A 15,356-nucleotide genomic window follows, 5' to 3' on the forward strand; every position below is an offset into this window, starting at 1 on the left:
GCTGCCCGGCGGATCACAATTCTCGGATTATTCTGAAGCGCTCAGATGTCGGTCTGCTCGTCGAGCCTGATATCGAGATGCCGGACGAGCGCGATCAGAATCTGGTTCTGATATTCGAGGTGGTTCAGGATCATTTCGATCTCTTCCTCGGCGCGGACATTGATTTCGAGATCGTTTTCCGCGCGGGCATCGGCGTGCTGGCCCTGAATATTCTGGCCCACCATGATCAGCGGCATCAGCAGGATCTGGATCAGGTTCGAGATGAACAGCCAGAGCACGAAGCCCATGGGCGGATCGAACTGATATCTGGCCGGAGCCAGCAGATTCCAGCCCAGCCAGAGCACAGTCCAGCCGGCGATGAGCGTGAAAAACCCCAGCGTCCCGACCTTGGCGGTTATCCAGATTGCCAGCCGGTCCCACCAATGCAGATTCGCCGCTATTTCAAGGTTGATGTTGCGCAGCGGCTTGCGGCGGCGGCGAAAGGCTTCAAGCGAAGGGGGCGGCGAGTTGCGTTTGCTCATGTCTCATTTTTGCCAGCAGTTCGCGGCTTTGCCAAGGGCGCGCCGCGTGCGTCTGGCCGCCATGTTTCGGAAGCCTCACGCAAAAGTTCGTCAAAACCTGAAATCGTCAAGCCCTCCGCTTGCGCAACAGCGTGGATACGCGGGTCAGGCCCGCGCATGAGGCTTCGCTTGGTCTTTGACAACCAAGCGTCTGGATTCAAGCAATGCAGCCGCGCTCACCCCTTTTTCATCGGCCGCCGTGCCAGCAATTGCTTGAGGAAGGTGCCCGTATGGCTGCGCGGCACTTTCAAAATATCCTCCGGCGTGCCTTCGGCCACGATTTCCCCGCCGCCGTCGCCGCCCTCGGGGCCCATGTCGATAATCCAGTCGGCGGTTTTGATCACATCGAGATTATGCTCGATGACGACGACCGAATTGCCCTGATCCACCAGTTCGTGCAGCACCTCAAGCAGTTTCTTCACATCATGGAAGTGCAGGCCGGTGGTCGGCTCGTCCAGAATGTAGAGCGTGCGTCCGGTGGAGCGGCGCGCCAGTTCCTTCGAGAGCTTGACGCGCTGTGCCTCGCCGCCTGAGAGCGTCGTCGCCTGCTGCCCCACCTTGACATAGGACAGACCGACGCGGGCCAGTGTTTCCATTTTGTCACGGATGGAGGGCACAGCCTTGAACAGGCTTGCCGCTTCCTCGACAGTCATGTCCAGCACATCGGCGATGGAATGATCGCGGAACTTCACCTCCAGCGTCTCGCGGCCATAGCGCTTGCCCTTGCACACGTCGCAGGTGACATAGACATCGGGCAGGAAGTGCATTTCGATCTTGATAACCCCGTCGCCCTGGCAGGCCTCGCAGCGGCCGCCTTTCACATTGAAGGAGAAGCGCCCCGGCTGATAGCCGCGGGCCTTGGCTTCCGGCAAGCCGGCAAACCATTCGCGTATGGGCGTGAAGGCCCCAGTATAGGTGGCCGGATTGGAGCGCGGCGTGCGCCCGATGGGCGATTGGTCGATATCGATGATCTTGTCGATATGCTCCAGCCCCTCGATGGAATCATGCGGGGAGGGCGGTTCGGCGGCGCCGTTTAACGTGCGGGCGAGCGCCTTATAGAGAGTATCAATGATCAGCGTGGATTTGCCGCCGCCGGAAACGCCGGTGATGCAGGTGAACAGGCCGAGCGGAATCTCCGCCGTGACATTTTTGAGGTTATTGCCGCGGGCATTGACGATTTTCAGCATCCGCTTGCGGTCGGCCTTGCGCCGCGCGCGCGGCACCGCCACCTGCCGCCTGCCGGTGAGATAATCTCCGGTGAGCGATGCCGGGTTGGCCAGAACCTCGTCCGGCGTGCCCTGCGCCACGATCTCGCCGCCATGAATGCCCGCGCCGGGGCCGACATCCACCACATGGTCGGCGGTGAGAATGGCATCCTCGTCATGTTCAACCACGATGACCGTGTTGCCAAGGTCGCGCAGGCGGCGGAGCGTTTCCAGCAGACGGGCGTTGTCGCGCTGATGCAGGCCGATGGAGGGCTCGTCCAGCACGTAAAGCACGCCGGTCAGGCCGGAGCCGATCTGGCTGGCAAGGCGGATTCGCTGGCTTTCGCCGCCTGACAGCGTACCGGAATTGCGCGACAGCGTGAGATATTCAAGCCCGACATCCAGCAAGAAGGTGAGCCGCTCGCGGATTTCCTTGAGAATGCGCGTGGCGATCTCGTTCTGCTTGTCGGTGAGGTGCTGCGGCAGTTCGGTAAACCAGTGCAGGGCCTGCTTTACGGCAAGCTCTGAAATATGGCCGATGTGGCGGCCGGCGATTTTCACGGCGAGCGCCTCCGGCTTGAGCCGGAAGCCCTGACATGCGGCGCAGGGCGTCGCCGTCATGTAGCGGCTTATTTCCTCGCGCGCCCAGTCGCTCTCTGTTTCGGTGAAGCGCCGCTCGAGATTGCGGATAACGCCCTCGAACGGCTTTTTGACCTCGTAGGCGCGTGTGCCGTCGGCATAGGAAAAGGCGATGGGCTCGATGTTCGAGCCATAGAGAATCACCTGCTTCACGCTCTCGCTCAAGGCGTGCCAGGGCTTGTCGAGGCTGAAGCCGTAATGCGCTGCCAGCGATTGCAGCGTCTGCAAGTAATAGGGCGAGGTGCTTTTGGCCCAGGGCGCGATGGCCCCCTTTTTCAATGTCAGCTTGTGATCGGGCACGATCAGGTCGGCATCGATGGTTTGCTCGGAGCCGATGCCTGCGCATTTGGGGCAGGCGCCGAACGGATTGTTGAAGGAAAACAACCGCGGTTCGATTTCCGCTATGGTGAAACCGGAAACGGGGCAGGCAAATTTCGAGCTGAACAGAATGGTTCTGGCTTCGCCGTTCTCATCCTTTTCGTCGGCATATTCGATCACGGCAATGCCGTCGGCGAGATCGAGCGCCGTCTCGAAACTTTCGGCGAGGCGTGCCGCCATGTCGGCCCGCACGACGATGCGATCCACGACGACGTCAATATCGTGCTTGATTTTCTTGTCGAGCGCGGGCGCCTCATCGATTGGAAAATATTCGCCGTCGATCTTGAGCCGCTGGAAACCCTTTTTCTGGAATTCGGCAATTTCCTTGCGATATTCGCCCTTGCGTCCGCGAACGACCGGGGCCAGCAGGAAAAGGCGGGTGCGCTCGGGCAGGGCAAGCACGCGGTCAACCATCTGGCTGATGGTCTGGCTTTCAATGGGCAGGCCGGTCGCCGGCGAATAGGGAATGCCGACACGCGCCCAGAGCAGGCGCATGTAATCGTGGATTTCAGTGACCGTCCCAACCGTGGAGCGCGGGTTTTTCGAAGTGGTTTTCTGTTCGATGGAAATGGCCGGCGAAAGACCGTCGATCTGGTCGACATCCGGCTTCTGCATCATTTCGAGAAACTGGCGGGCATAGGCGGAGAGGCTCTCAACATAGCGGCGCTGGCCCTCGGCATAGATCGTGTCGAAGGCCAGCGAGCTTTTGCCCGAACCCGAGAGCCCGGTGAATACCACCAGCTTGTCGCGAGGGATCTTGAGATCAATGTTCTTGAGATTATGCTCGCGCGCCCCGCGCACAACAATGGAATGCGGATCGACATCGCGGAACAGACGCTCGGCGGGATCCTGCTCCTTGCGGGACTTTGGATTCAGTTTTGAAATGGTCATGGGTAAGAATTCAGCCTTATTACTCGCCATATCTAATCCGATTTTTCAGCAGCGCCACCGTAGGCAGCACAAATAAATTTGATATTCGCCGCATGGCTGCCTTGTGAATCGGGTGATTGGTCATTCTAATAGGTTCGTGTCGTTGTTCAGGAAGGTTCTGTGACCTTACGTGGAGGGAGAAAATGGCGCAAAAAACCAATCCGGCGCGATCCGCGCCCAAACCTCTTTATAAAACGCTCTATGTACAGGTTCTGACGGCGCTGGTGCTGGGAGCGCTGGTGGGCTGGCTGTTTCCGGGCATCGCCACGAGCCCCTGGATAAAGGCGCTGGGCGACGGCTTTGTCAAGCTCATCAAGATGATGATCGAGCTTATCATTTTCTGCACGGTTGTTTCGGGCATCGCCGGCGTGAGCGACGCCAAGAAGGTGGGCCGCGTCGGCGGCAAGGCCATTCTCTATTTCGAGGTTGTCTCGACCTTTGCTCTGCTTATCGGCCTTGTCATCGGCAATGTGGTTCAGCCGGGCGCCGGATTTTCCGGAAAGGCGCCCGATGCCGCCGCCGTGGCGGGCTTTGCCAAGCAGGCTGGCGAGCAGAGCAGTGTCCATTTTATTCTCAACATCATACCGGATTCGGTGATCGGCGCTTTTGCCAAGGGCGATATTCTGCAGGTGCTGCTGATTTCGGTGCTGTTCGGCTTTGCCCTGATGTATGCGGGTGAAAAGGGGCGGTCGCTGCGCAGTTTCGTCGAGGAGATGTCTCACGCTGTCTTCGGGGTCGTCGCCATCATCATGAAAGCCGCGCCGCTCGGCGCGTTCGGCGCCATGTGCTTCACCGTTGGCAAATATGGCCCGCAATCGCTCGCCAGCCTCGGCTTCCTTATTCTCACCTTCTATCTGACGGCGGCCTTGTTTGTCGTGCTGGTGCTTGGCATTATCGCGCGTATCGCGGGTTTCAGCATTTTCCGCTTCATTGCCTACATCAAGGAAGAATTGCTGATCGTCCTTGGCACGTCATCGTCCGAAACGGCCTTGCCTGCGCTGATGGAAAAGCTGGAGCGGCTGGGCTGCTCCAAATCCGTTGTCGGGCTTGTTGTGCCGACAGGCTATTCCTTCAATCTCGACGGTACGAACATCTACATGACTCTCGCCTCGCTGTTTATTGCGCAGGCCATGGGCGTCCAGCTGACATGGGGTGAGCAGTTTACCGTGCTCGGCGTCGCCATGCTCACATCTAAAGGCGCAAGCGGCATCACAGGGGCAGGGTTCATCACGCTGGCCGCCACGCTGGCTGTGGTCAATCCCGCACTCGTGCCGGGAATGGCCATCGTGCTTGGCATCGATAAATTCATGTCCGAATGCCGGGCGCTGACCAATATCATCGGCAATGGCGTCGCGACGGTCGTCGTCTCCTGGTGGGAGGGCGAGCTGGACCGCGCCAAACTCGACAAAGGTCTTGCCCGGCAGGTGGATCTCACGTCGATCTCTGTGGCCGAGGGTGCGGAAGACTAAAATGCGCGAGGCCGCCGGCAGGATTGGCGGCCTCATTTTTCTTGACGCAGGACGCAGATCACAATAGGAACAAAATAAGAACTTGTGTGACGCGGCTGTGGACAAGTCCGCCGGGGAGGGCGCATTAGCTGCCGCGCGGGAGTATGGTCGCGCCGGTTGCGGCCCTGCTGAGGCAGGTCGAAAGATAGAGGAGAATGCCATGTCGGGCAGTGTGAACAAGGTGATTTTAATCGGGCGGCTCGGCAAGGATCCCGTTGTGCGGCGCATGGGTTCGGGCGAGAGCGTGGTCAGCTTTGGCCTGGCGACATCGGACACCTGGCGCGATAAGGCCACCGGCGAGCGCAAGGAACGCACCGAATGGCACAATGTCGTGATTTTTAACGAAAATCTTGGAAAGATCGCCGAGCAATATCTCAAGAAGGGTTCGACCTGCTACATTGAAGGCTCGCTTCAGACCCGCAAATGGACGGATCAGTCGGGCGTTGAGAAATATACGACCGAGGTGGTGCTGCAGCGCTTCCGTGGTGAACTGACCCTGCTGGACAGCCGCGGCGGCGGCTCTGCGCCCGATCAGATCGGCGAAGACTACTCCGGCGATCAGCGCGGCAGCTTCGGGCGTTCCTCGCCGATGGAATCGCGCGGCGGCGAGCAGCGCCGTCCGGCCTCCGGCTCCGGCGGTGCAGGCCGCACCTCCGCCGTCATCGATGATGATATTCCCTTCTAGCCGCTGACGATCAGCGCCCGGATGCCGTCAATGACGAATTGAATGGCAAGCGCCGCCAGAATGACGCCGAGCAGCCGGGTAAGCACCACGTTTCCGGTGATTCCCAGCCAGCGGGAGACCCTGTCGGCCATCAGAAACATCACAAGGCAGGCGGCAATGACCAAGGCCGTCACCGATACAAGGATAAGAGTCAGCGGCAGGCTGCCGCTGGCACGCCCGGCAAGAAGAATAATGGCGGTGATCGCGCCGGGCCCGGCCATCAGCGGAATGGCAAGCGGAAAAGCCGCGACATTATGGATATGGTCTTCGGTGATCGCCACTTCCGCCGTGTTCGATTTGCGCTTTGCGCGCAGTTCGAACACCATTTCAAAAGCTATTGTAAAGAGCAGCATTCCACCGGCGATGCGGAAGGCCGGCAGGCCTATGCCAAGCGCCTTGAGGAGGGCGTCGCCGCCGATTGCGAAAAAAACCATGATGCTGAACGCGATGAAGCACGCGCGTATGGCGACCCGCCGGCGCTCAAGGCGGTTCATGCCATGCGTCACCGAGAGAAAGATGGGCGCAAGGCCCGGCGGATCGAGCGTGACCAGCAATGTGACACAGGCGGAAATGAGAAAATCGGCGAGCATGGCGACTCCGTGTTTGCTGTATCCTAGCGTGCAGCCGGTGTTTTGCAAAATCGCCGCCAAGCCGGCCGTTTGACATAAAATTTTGTAACATAATGAAAAACATATCGATTTTAGCTGTTTAGAAGCTGCAATGCGCCCTAGTCGCGCCGGGGGGAATCGGCTATTCAGAGGGTTGAATTCCCATTGCGCGCATTTTGGTTGAGAAGCGCGGCATTGAGGTTTATTGACGCCTGAGACTGGAACTCCAGTTCAAAGCGATATGCAGGAATGATGACCGTTGTCTGAACCATCTGACAAAAGCGACAAGCCAAGCGAAACCGGCTCCGAAATCCGCCCGATCTCCATCATCGACGAGATGAAGAAATCCTATCTCGATTATGCCATGAGCGTGATCGTGAGCCGCGCTCTGCCGGATGTGCGCGACGGCCTCAAGCCGGTGCACCGGCGCATTCTCTTTTCGATGAACGAAAACGGCTATACGCCGGACAAGCCCTATCGCAAATCGGCACGTATCGTCGGTGATGTCATCGGTAAATATCATCCGCATGGCGACCAGTCGATTTACGATGCGCTGGTGCGCATGGCGCAGGATTTTTCCATGCGCCTGCCGCTTGTCGACGGGCAGGGCAATTTCGGCTCCGTCGATGGCGATCCGCCCGCGGCGATGCGTTATACTGAATCGCGCCTTGCCAAGGCCGCGATGCCGCTGCTGGAGGATATCGACAGCAATACGGTCGACTTCAACCCCAATTACGACGGCTCCGAGCGTGAGCCTGCGGTTTTGCCGGCGCGTTATCCAAATCTGCTCGTCAATGGCGCGGGCGGCATTGCCGTGGGCATGGCGACGAATATTCCGCCGCATAATCTGGGCGAGGTGATCGATGGCGTCATCGCGCTGATCGGCGATCCTGAAATTTCGATCGAAGGTCTGCTGGAGCATATTCCCGGCCCGGATTTTCCTACGGGCGGCGCGATTCTGGGCCATACCGGCATCAGGTCGGCGGCATTCACCGGGCGCGGTTCGGTGATCATGCGCGCCAAGGTCGAGGTCGAGGAACTGCGCAAGGATCGCCAGGCGCTGATCGTCTCCGAAATTCCCTACCAGATTAACAAATCGACGCTGATCGAAAAAATTGCCGAACTTGTCCGTGACAAGAGGCTTGAAGGCATCAGCGATCTGCGGGACGAATCCGACCGCGACGGCATGCGCATCGTCATCGAGATCAAGCGCGATGCCGTGCCGGATGTCGTGCTCAATCAGCTCTGGCGTTTCACAGCGCTGCAGTCGTCCTTTGGCGTCAATTTCGTGGCGCTGAACGGCGGGCGGCCAGAAGTGCTCAATCTCAAGGATTGTCTGACGGCTTTCGTCGATTTCCGCGAGCAGGTTGTCACCCGCCGTACCAAGTTCCTGCTCGGCAAGGCGCGCGACAGGGCGCATGTCTTGGTGGGCCTTGCCATTGCAGTCGCCAACATTGACGAGGTGATCCGTCTTATCCGCACGTCGCCGGACGCCAACAGCGCCCGCGAAGCGCTGATGTCACGCGTCTGGCCGGCGAAGGACATGGCGCCGCTGATCACGCTCATCGCCGATCCGCGTCACACGCTGAACGAGGATGGCTCCTACCGGCTTTCGGAAGTTCAGGCCCGCGCCATTCTCGAATTGCGTCTTGCCCGCCTTACTGCTCTGGGCCGCGAGGAAATCGCCGACGAACTCAACAAGCTTGCCGTTGAGATCGCCGATTATCTTGAGATTTTGCGCTCCCGCGCCCGTGTCATGTCCATCATCGTCGATGAGCTGCAGGCCGTGAAAGCCCAGTTCGCGACGCCGCGCCGCACCGTCATTCTTGATTCTGCCGCGGATATGGAAGACGAAGACCTGATCCAGAAGGAGGATATGGTCGTTACGGTTTCGCATGGTGGCTATATCAAGCGCGTGCCGCTCTCGACTTATCGCGCCCAGCGCCGCGGCGGCAAGGGCCGCTCCGGAATGCAGACGCGCGACGAGGATTTTGTCGCCCGCCTCTTCGTTGCCACCACGCACCAGCCGCTGCTGTTCTTCACGTCCAAGGGCACAGTCTACAAGGAGAAAGTCTGGCGCCTGCCGCTTTCGGCGCCGCAGGCCCGCGGCAAGGCGCTGGTCAATATTCTGCCGCTCGAACAGGATGAACGCATCACCACCATCATGCCCTTGCCGGAAGATGCCGCGACATGGGAAAATTACGACGTCATGTTCGCGACCACGCGGGGCACCGTGCGGCGCAACAAGCTCTCGGATTTTGCTTCCGTAAATCGCGCTGGCAAGATCGCCATGAAGCTGGACGAAGGCGAGGCCATTGTCGATGTGCAGATGTGCACCGATCTTGACGACGTGCTGCTCACTACCTCCGGCGGGCAATGCATCCGCTTTGACGTTACGGAAGTTCGTGTCTTCAAGGGGCGCGATTCGATGGGCGTGCGCGGCATCAATCTGGCTGAGGGGGACGGCGTCATCTCGCTTGCCATTTTGCGCCATATCGATGCCTCGCCGGAAGAGCGCAGCGCCTATCTCAAGATGCGCCGTGCCGTTGCCGGCGAAACCGAGAGCGAGGAGGCGGGCGACGAGACGGATGTTGCGGATGCCCAGCTTTCGTCCGAGCGTTATGCCGAGCTTTCGGCCCGCGAGGAAACCATTCTCACCATTTCGGAGAATGGCTTCGGCAAGCGTACATCGGCCTATGAATATCGCGTCACCGGGCGCGGCGGAAAAGGCATCGTCGCCATGGCGGTGAATGCCCGCAACGGCAAGCTTGTCGCGTCCTTCCCGGTGCAGCATGACGACGAAATCATGCTGGTGACCGACGGCGGCCAGTTGATCCGCTGCCCGGTTGAGGGCATCCGCGTGGCCGGACGCTCCACGCAGGGCGTTATCGTGTTCAAGACAGATGAATCCGAGCGTGTCGTCTCCGTTGATCGCATCAGCGATATGGGCGGCGATGCTGGCGAGGGCGAAGACTCGAGCGAGGCCTGAAATGGCTCTGACCGGCTTTTATGCGGGCTCTTTCGATCCGCTGACCAACGGCCACCTTGACGTGATCTCGGTGGCCTCGCGTCTGTGTGGCCGCCTTGTGATCGCCATTGGGGTTCATCCCGGCAAGATGCCGCTGTTTTCGACCGAGGAACGCGCTGAACTTATCCGCGCCGCCTGGGCCGAGCGGGGCGGTTCCGGCAAACTGGAGATCATCACCTTCGATGGCCTCGCTGTTGACGCCGCACGCCGTTGCGGAGCCGATATCCTCATCCGCGGCCTGCGGGATTCAACGGATTTCAATTATGAAATGCAGCTTGCCGGCATGAATGGCGCGCTTTCTCCGGATCTCGAGACCATCTTTATTCCTGCGCGGCCCGAGACGCGTCATGTCACTGCCACATTGGTGCGGCAAATCGCGCAGATGGGCGGGGACATATCCGGTTTCGTGCCTGCGGTTGTTGCCCTCGCCTTGCAGACCCGCGCCTCCGTGCGCTAACCCATGGGAAACGTCATGACCTTCACCCGCCGTAACATTCTGGCCACTGCCGCCGCCGCAATCGGCGTGGGCGCTTCGGGGCTCGCCCGTGCCGCTGCAGACGACAATATTCTCAATCTTGACCTGAAGGACGGACGTGTCGTTATCAAACTGCGTCCCGATCTGGCCCCCAAACATGTTGCGCAGATCAAGACGCTGGTTTCGCAACATTTTTACGATGGCATTGTATTTCATCGCGTGATCCCGGGCTTCATGGCGCAGACCGGCGATCCGACGGGCACGGGCATGGGCGGCTCGAAACTGCCAAATATCCCGGCGGAATTCACGCAGACGCCGTTCAAGCGCGGTACGCTCGGCATGGCGCGTGCCAGCGATCCCAATTCCGCCAATTCGCAATTCTTCATCTGCTTTGCCGATGCGCCCTTCCTCAATGGCCAGTACACGGTGTTCGGCGAGGTTGTTTCGGGGATGGAATTTGTCGACAAGATCAAGAAGGGCTCCGAGGCCGACAATGGCGCGGTCACCAATCCCGACAAGATCGTCAAGCTGCGCCTGTCTTCTGACAAGAGCTGAGGCTTGTTCTTTGATCCTGCTTGCGTTAAGGCAGGTCGCTTTCACCTGAGGAATTCTTATGTCTGATACCAATACGCTCACGCTCGAAACCACCAAGGGCCCGGTCGTCATCAAGATGCGGCCCGACCTTGCACCCGGCCATGTCGCTCATATCAAGAAGTTGGTCGAGGAGAAGTTCTATGACGGTATCGTCTTTCACCGCGTGATCGACGGTTTCATGGCCCAGACCGGTTGCCCGCATGGCACCGGTACCGGCGGCTCGAAATATCCCGACCTCAAGGCTGAATTTAATGCGGCGCCGCATGTGCGCGGCACGGTGTCGATGGCGCGCGCCTCGAACCCGAATTCGGCTAATTCGCAGTTTTTTATCTGCTTCGATGATGCCCGCTTCCTGGACCGCCAATATACGGTCTGGGGCGAAGTGATCGAAGGCATGGAAAATGTCGACAAGATCAAGCGTGGTGAGCCTGTGCGCGACCCGGACAGCATCATCACCGCCCGCTTGTCATAAGCGGGTTCAACCGGGGTTCGCCTTCTGTCGTCATCCTCGGGCGCTCCGGAGCGACGAAGAGGATCGGGATGATTGCATAAGGGCCTGAATTTTGCGCGTTGACCAATTCGATTTTGATCTTCCTGAGGAGCGGGTCGCCTTGCGGCCCGCTTCTCCGCGTGATGCTGCACGCATGCTTGTCGTCGGCCCGAGTTTTGAGGACCGGATTGTCCGTGATCTGCCGGAATATCTGCGTCCCGGCGATGTGGTGGTTGTCAACGATACGCGCGTCATTCCCGCCCGTCTTCACGGCACGCGCCAGCGCGGCGAGGCACTGGCCCATATCGAGGCCACGCTGCATAAGCGCGAGGGAGCGGCGCTCTGGCGCGCCTTTGTCCGCCCGGCCAAGAAGCTGAACGTCGGCGAATATATCCAGTTTGGCGAGCCGGGCAGCAATATCTGCTTTGTCAATGAGCTGATTGCCGAAGTCGTCGAAAAGAATGAAGGCGAGGTACTCTTGCGCTTTACACTCGCGGGCCCGGCGCTGGACGAGGCCATCGCGCAGGTGGGGCATATGCCTCTGCCGCCTTATATAGCCGCACGGCGCGGGGATACGCCCGAGGACGAGCGCGATTACCAGACCCTTTTTGCCCGTCATTCCGGTGCGGTGGCCGCGCCGACGGCCGGCCTGCATTTCACGCCTGAGCTTGTTGCGCGCATAGAGGCGAAGGGGGTGCCGATTTTGCGGGTAACCCTGCATGTGGGTGCCGGCACTTTTCTGCCGGTCAAGGCGCAGGATACGCAGGATCACAAGATGCATGCCGAATATGGCGAGGTCAGCGCCGAAGTCGCTGACGCCATCAATGCCGCCCGTGCGAACGGCGGGCGGCTGGTGGCGGTTGGCACAACGTCCATGCGCATACTTGAAAGTGCCGCCAAAGACGGCAAGGTGCAGCCCTTTGCGGGCGACACGTCGATTTTCATCACGCCGGGCTACAGATTTCAGGCGGTGGATGTGCTTCTGACCAATTTTCACCTGCCGCGTTCGACCTTGTTCATGCTGGTGAGTGCATTTTCCGGTCTTGAGCGGATGAAGGCGGCTTATGCGCATGCCGTCGCGCAGGAATACCGGTTTTATTCCTATGGAGATGCCTGTCTCCTGACACGGGCCGAGCCATGACCGAATTTACATTTTCCGTGGCGCAGACGGACGGAGCGGCGCGCACCGGCGCCATAACAACCCCGCGCGGGCAGATACGCACGCCGGCCTTCATGCCTGTCGGCACAGCCGCGACGGTCAAAGCCATGCATCCGCAGGAAGTGCGGGCGCTGGGTGCCGATGTGGTGCTGGGCAACACCTATCACCTGATGCTGCGCCCCGGCGCCGAGCGCGTGGCCAGACTTGGCGGGCTGCACAGATTCATGAACTGGCCGCATCCGATTTTAACGGATTCCGGCGGCTTTCAGGTGATGTCGCTGGCGAAATTGCGTAAACTCACGGAGAAGGGCGTAACCTTTCAGAGCCACATCGATGGCGCGCGGTTTGAGCTTACGCCCGAACGTTCGATGGAAATCCAGCGGCTGCTCGGATCTGACATCCAGATGCAATTCGACGAATGCGTGAAATTGCCCTGTTCCGATCAGGAGGCCGAGCGCGCCATGCTGCTGTCGCTACGCTGGGCCGAGCGCTCGAAGAAGGCCTTCGGCACCCAGCCGGGACATGCGATATTCGGCATCAATCAGGGCGGCGCAGTGCCGAAATTGCGGATCGAAAGCGCCAGAGCGCTGGCTGACATGGATTTTCATGGTCATTCCATCGGCGGTTTGGCCGTGGGCGAACCGCAGCATGTCATGCTGGAGATGATCGAGACGGTTATGCCGTATCTGCCGGAATCGAAGCCGCGCTATCTGATGGGTGTCGGCACGCCGGATGACCTGCTGGAGAGCGTGCGGCGCGGTGTTGACATGTTCGATTGCGTGATGCCGACGCGAGCAGGGCGCCATGGGCTGGCCTACACGCGTTTTGGCAAGGTGAATCTGAGAAACGCCCGGCACATGGACGACCCCCGGCCTATCGACGAGCTTTCAGGCTGGGAGCCTGCGCGCACCTATTCACGGGCCTACCTGCATCATCTCATCCGATCCAACGAAATTTTGGGCATGATGCTGCTGACCGGCATCAATCTGGCTTATTATCAGGAATTGATGGCCGGCATGCGTGCGGCCATAGCCGAGCGCCGCTTTGCCGATTTTTACACCGCGACGAAAGCCAGTTGGGCGCGCGGAGACATCGAGCCGCTGTCCTCGTGAGCCCCCCGATGGGCCGGGAAGATGTTCAGCCTCACTCTGAGCCTGTCGACGGCTGGGGGCTGCACGGTTCCGAAATGCTCACGTCCCTGGAGGCTCATCCTTCGGCAGGCTCGGGATGAGGGGGCGTCACCGGCCATATGCCGAGGTGGTGTAAAGGCTCCGGCTTCCTGAAGCAAAAATGAAAAAGGGCGCAATCCCCCACGGACCGCGCCCTTTAATTTAGCCTTCCTTGCCGCCGTTGTTTTGGTGTGTCACTTTTCGTTCTGGTCTAGCAAAACGACGCCGCGAATTTTCGCGAGCGTGCCACCAAACAAACGTCCTCCCGTGACTTGGACTGCATCTCATCGACGCTATCTTCCTTAGCGCCAATGGCATTACATGCGGGGAGAAAGTTATCGCAGAGTTTTTCCTTTGTCACGCACTAAGTCGCCAATTTGACACATTTTTTAGCAAAATGTTTTTTGCGGTGCACAATGCCTGTTTGGGCGGCAAACGTGCAAATATGCTTGCAAAAGAAGCCAATTCATGTGTTTTTCGCATTTCTTCGGCTTGGCGGTTGCAAGCGCATGTTTATGCGTCAAGATTGCTGGCGATTCGATCTTTGGTGGTGATTTATGCGTTTGTCCCGATATTTTCTGCCCGTTTTGCGTGATAATCCGAAAGAAGCGGAAATTGTCTCGCATCGCCTGATGCTGCGTGCTGGTATGATCCGGCAGGAGGCTTCCGGCATTTATGCCTGGCTGCCGCTTGGTCTGCGTGTTCTGTCCAAGATCAACACCATCATCCGCGAGGAGCAGAACCGTTCGGGCGCGATCGAGTTGCTTATGCCCACGATCCAGTCCGCCGATCTTTGGCGGGAATCCGGTCGCTACGATGATTACGGCAAGGAGATGCTGCGCATCAAGGATCGCAGCGAGAGGGACATGCTCTTTGGCCCCACAAACGAAGAGATGATCACGTCGATTTTCCGCTCTTCAGTGCATTCCTACAAGGATCTGCCGCTCAATCTCTATCACATTCAATGGAAGTTCCGCGATGAGGTGCGCCCGCGTTTCGGCGTGATGCGCAGCCGCGAGTTTCTCATGAAGGACGCCTATTCCTTTGACCTCACCCATGAGGGCGCGGTTCACTCGTACAATAAGATGTTTGTGGCCTATCTGCGCACCTTCGCGCGCCTTGGCCTGAAAGCCATTCCCATGGTGGCGGATACCGGCCCCATCGGCGGTAACCTCAGTCATGAATTCATTATTCTCGCCTCAACCGGCGAGAGTGAGGTGTTCTGCCATAAGGATTATCTGGGCTTTGACACGCCGCCCGCGGATATCGACTTCGATGACCCCGCTGCCTGCCAGCATGTGGTGGATCAGTGGACATCGCTTTATGCCGCAACATCCGAGAAACATGACGCTGCGGCCTTTGAAGCCATGCCCGACAGCGCCAAGGTTTCGGCGCGCGGTATTGAGGTTGGGCATATCTTTTATTTTGGCACGAAATATTCGGCGCCCATGAAAGCGGTGGTCAGCGGCCCGGATGGCGCGCAGGTGCCGGTGCATATGGGCTCTTACGGCATCGGCCCGTCACGGCTGGTTGCGGCCCTGATCGAAGCCAATCACGATGAGGCGGGCATCATCTGGCCGGAGGCGGTTGCGCCGTTCCGGCTGGGCATCGCCAATCTGAAGGTTGGAGATGCCGCAACGGATGCTGTTTGCGCCGATCTTTACGCAAAATTTACCAAAGCAGGCATTGATGTGCTCTATGATGATCGCGACGAACGCCCCGGGGCAAAATTTGCCACGATGGATCTGATCGGTATTCCGGATCAGATCATCGTCGGCCCGAAAGGGTTGGCCGAGGGCAAGGTCGAGGTCAAGAATCGGAGCAACGGCGGGCGTGACCATCTCTCCGTTGAAGAGGTTTTGAACAAGTTTTTGCCAAAGGCCTGACGG

12 protein-coding genes are annotated in these 15,356 nt (G+C 59.2%); 9 read left to right on the forward strand and 3 right to left on the reverse strand.

What is annotated here, in order from left to right:
- Nucleotides 1-41: 41 nt before the first annotated feature.
- Both AC0N03_RS03575 and uvrA read right to left on the reverse strand, forming a co-directional pair.
- A complete protein-coding gene (locus tag AC0N03_RS03575) occupies nt 42-521 on the reverse strand; it encodes a DUF1003 domain-containing protein (protein ID WP_474287115.1) in 480 nt (159 codons plus the stop codon).
- A 215-nt stretch (nt 522-736) separates the two neighbouring features.
- Complete coding sequence (gene uvrA / locus AC0N03_RS03580) at nt 737-3,673, reverse strand: excinuclease ABC subunit UvrA (protein WP_474287116.1); 2,937 nt, start codon at nt 3,671-3,673, stop codon at nt 737-739.
- Between the two features lie 182 nt (nt 3,674-3,855).
- Between uvrA and AC0N03_RS03585 the strand changes: the two genes are divergently transcribed.
- Together AC0N03_RS03585 and ssb are read left to right on the forward strand one after the other, a co-directional pair.
- Nucleotides 3,856-5,181, forward strand: coding sequence for a dicarboxylate/amino acid:cation symporter (locus tag AC0N03_RS03585; protein ID WP_474287117.1), 1,326 nt, complete (start codon nt 3,856-3,858; stop codon nt 5,179-5,181).
- 199 nt (nt 5,182-5,380) lie between these two features.
- Nucleotides 5,381-5,905 carry a single-stranded DNA-binding protein gene (gene ssb / locus AC0N03_RS03590; RefSeq protein ID WP_474287118.1) on the forward strand — a complete coding sequence of 175 codons (525 nt, stop codon included), beginning with the start codon at nt 5,381-5,383 and terminating at the stop codon, nt 5,903-5,905.
- Here the strand turns inward: ssb and AC0N03_RS03595 are convergent.
- A complete protein-coding gene (locus AC0N03_RS03595) occupies nt 5,902-6,534 on the reverse strand; it encodes a MarC family protein (protein ID WP_474287119.1) in 633 nt (210 codons plus the stop codon). The genes ssb and AC0N03_RS03595 overlap by 4 nt on opposite strands.
- Nucleotides 6,535-6,811: 277 nt before the next feature.
- Between AC0N03_RS03595 and gyrA the strand changes: the two genes are divergently transcribed.
- From gyrA to proS, 7 genes are all read left to right on the forward strand, one after another.
- On the forward strand, nt 6,812-9,541 hold the full coding sequence (gyrA, locus tag AC0N03_RS03600; protein WP_474287120.1) for a DNA gyrase subunit A: 2,730 nt from the start codon (nt 6,812-6,814) through the stop codon (nt 9,539-9,541).
- Nucleotide 9,542: 1 nt separating this feature from the next.
- The gene (gene coaD, locus AC0N03_RS03605) at nt 9,543-10,037 is read left to right on the forward strand and encodes a pantetheine-phosphate adenylyltransferase (protein ID WP_474287122.1); all 495 of its coding nucleotides are present in this window, start codon (nt 9,543-9,545) and stop codon (nt 10,035-10,037) included.
- Between the two features lie 15 nt (nt 10,038-10,052).
- Entirely contained in the window at nt 10,053-10,610 is a 558-nt protein-coding gene (locus AC0N03_RS03610; RefSeq protein WP_474287124.1) for a peptidylprolyl isomerase, read from the forward strand.
- A gap of 58 nt (nt 10,611-10,668) precedes the next feature.
- On the forward strand, nt 10,669-11,121 hold the full coding sequence (locus AC0N03_RS03615) for a peptidylprolyl isomerase (RefSeq protein WP_474287126.1): 453 nt from the start codon (nt 10,669-10,671) through the stop codon (nt 11,119-11,121).
- Nucleotides 11,122-11,212: 91 nt separating this feature from the next.
- Entirely contained in the window at nt 11,213-12,280 is a 1,068-nt protein-coding gene (gene queA, locus AC0N03_RS03620) for a tRNA preQ1(34) S-adenosylmethionine ribosyltransferase-isomerase QueA (protein ID WP_474287127.1), read from the forward strand.
- Nucleotides 12,277-13,410 carry a tRNA guanosine(34) transglycosylase Tgt gene (gene tgt / locus AC0N03_RS03625; protein WP_474287128.1) on the forward strand — a complete coding sequence of 378 codons (1,134 nt, stop codon included), beginning with the start codon at nt 12,277-12,279 and terminating at the stop codon, nt 13,408-13,410. The genes queA and tgt overlap by 4 nt, the downstream gene beginning before the upstream one ends.
- Before the next feature lie 614 nt (nt 13,411-14,024).
- On the forward strand, nt 14,025-15,353 hold the full coding sequence (gene proS, locus AC0N03_RS03630) for a proline--tRNA ligase (RefSeq protein ID WP_474287129.1): 1,329 nt from the start codon (nt 14,025-14,027) through the stop codon (nt 15,351-15,353).
- The last annotated feature ends 3 nt before the right edge of the window (nt 15,354-15,356 follow it).

The sequence above is a fragment of the Methylocystis sp. sgz306128 genome (assembly GCF_056032725.1).

Coding starts and splice junctions, on each gene's coding strand:
- AC0N03_RS03575 (WP_474287115.1), bottom strand. CDS start 521: ATGAGCAAACGCAACTCGCCGCCCCCTTCGCTTGAAGCCTTTCGCCGC.
- uvrA (WP_474287116.1), bottom strand. CDS start 3,673: ATGACCATTTCAAAACTGAATCCAAAGTCCCGCAAGGAGCAGGATCCC.
- AC0N03_RS03585 (WP_474287117.1), top strand. CDS start 3,856: ATGGCGCAAAAAACCAATCCGGCGCGATCCGCGCCCAAACCTCTTTAT.
- ssb (WP_474287118.1), top strand. CDS start 5,381: ATGTCGGGCAGTGTGAACAAGGTGATTTTAATCGGGCGGCTCGGCAAG.
- AC0N03_RS03595 (WP_474287119.1), bottom strand. CDS start 6,534: ATGCTCGCCGATTTTCTCATTTCCGCCTGTGTCACATTGCTGGTCACG.
- coaD (WP_474287122.1), top strand. CDS start 9,543: ATGGCTCTGACCGGCTTTTATGCGGGCTCTTTCGATCCGCTGACCAAC.
- AC0N03_RS03610 (WP_474287124.1), top strand. CDS start 10,053: ATGACCTTCACCCGCCGTAACATTCTGGCCACTGCCGCCGCCGCAATC.
- AC0N03_RS03615 (WP_474287126.1), top strand. CDS start 10,669: ATGTCTGATACCAATACGCTCACGCTCGAAACCACCAAGGGCCCGGTC.
- tgt (WP_474287128.1), top strand. CDS start 12,277: ATGACCGAATTTACATTTTCCGTGGCGCAGACGGACGGAGCGGCGCGC.
- proS (WP_474287129.1), top strand. CDS start 14,025: ATGCGTTTGTCCCGATATTTTCTGCCCGTTTTGCGTGATAATCCGAAA.